Here is a 252-nt window from a genome sequence, read left to right on the forward strand (position 1 = left end):
GTATGAAGAGTACGAGCAAGAGCAAGCTAAGCCTCTAGCACAGCTATAAGAGCCACAATGACCTTTGACAATATAAGCGCTATATTTAGCGCTTTTGACCCGCAACTTAATGTTCTCAGTAGTGAGCGTTTGTATAGTGGTTTAAGTAACGATAATTTCCTTGTCCATACAGCGCAGCAAGCTTACCTATTAAAGATTTATCGGGAACACTGGCCATCTATAGGCTTAGCAGCGCAAGCAAGCTTTGCAGAG

At 42.9% G+C, this 252-nt stretch carries 1 protein-coding gene; it reads left to right on the forward strand.

All coding sequences use genetic code 11. The features are described from left to right. Positions 1 to 57 precede the first annotated feature (57 nt). Positions 58 to 252: hypothetical protein (locus SB751_RS33260; RefSeq protein ID WP_410749400.1), on the forward strand; the 195-nt coding region annotated here is incomplete at its 3' end.

It is taken from the genome of Cupriavidus sp. SIMBA_020, assembly GCF_046535395.1.
Taxonomy (GTDB): Bacteria; Pseudomonadota; Gammaproteobacteria; order Burkholderiales; family Burkholderiaceae; genus Cupriavidus; species Cupriavidus campinensis.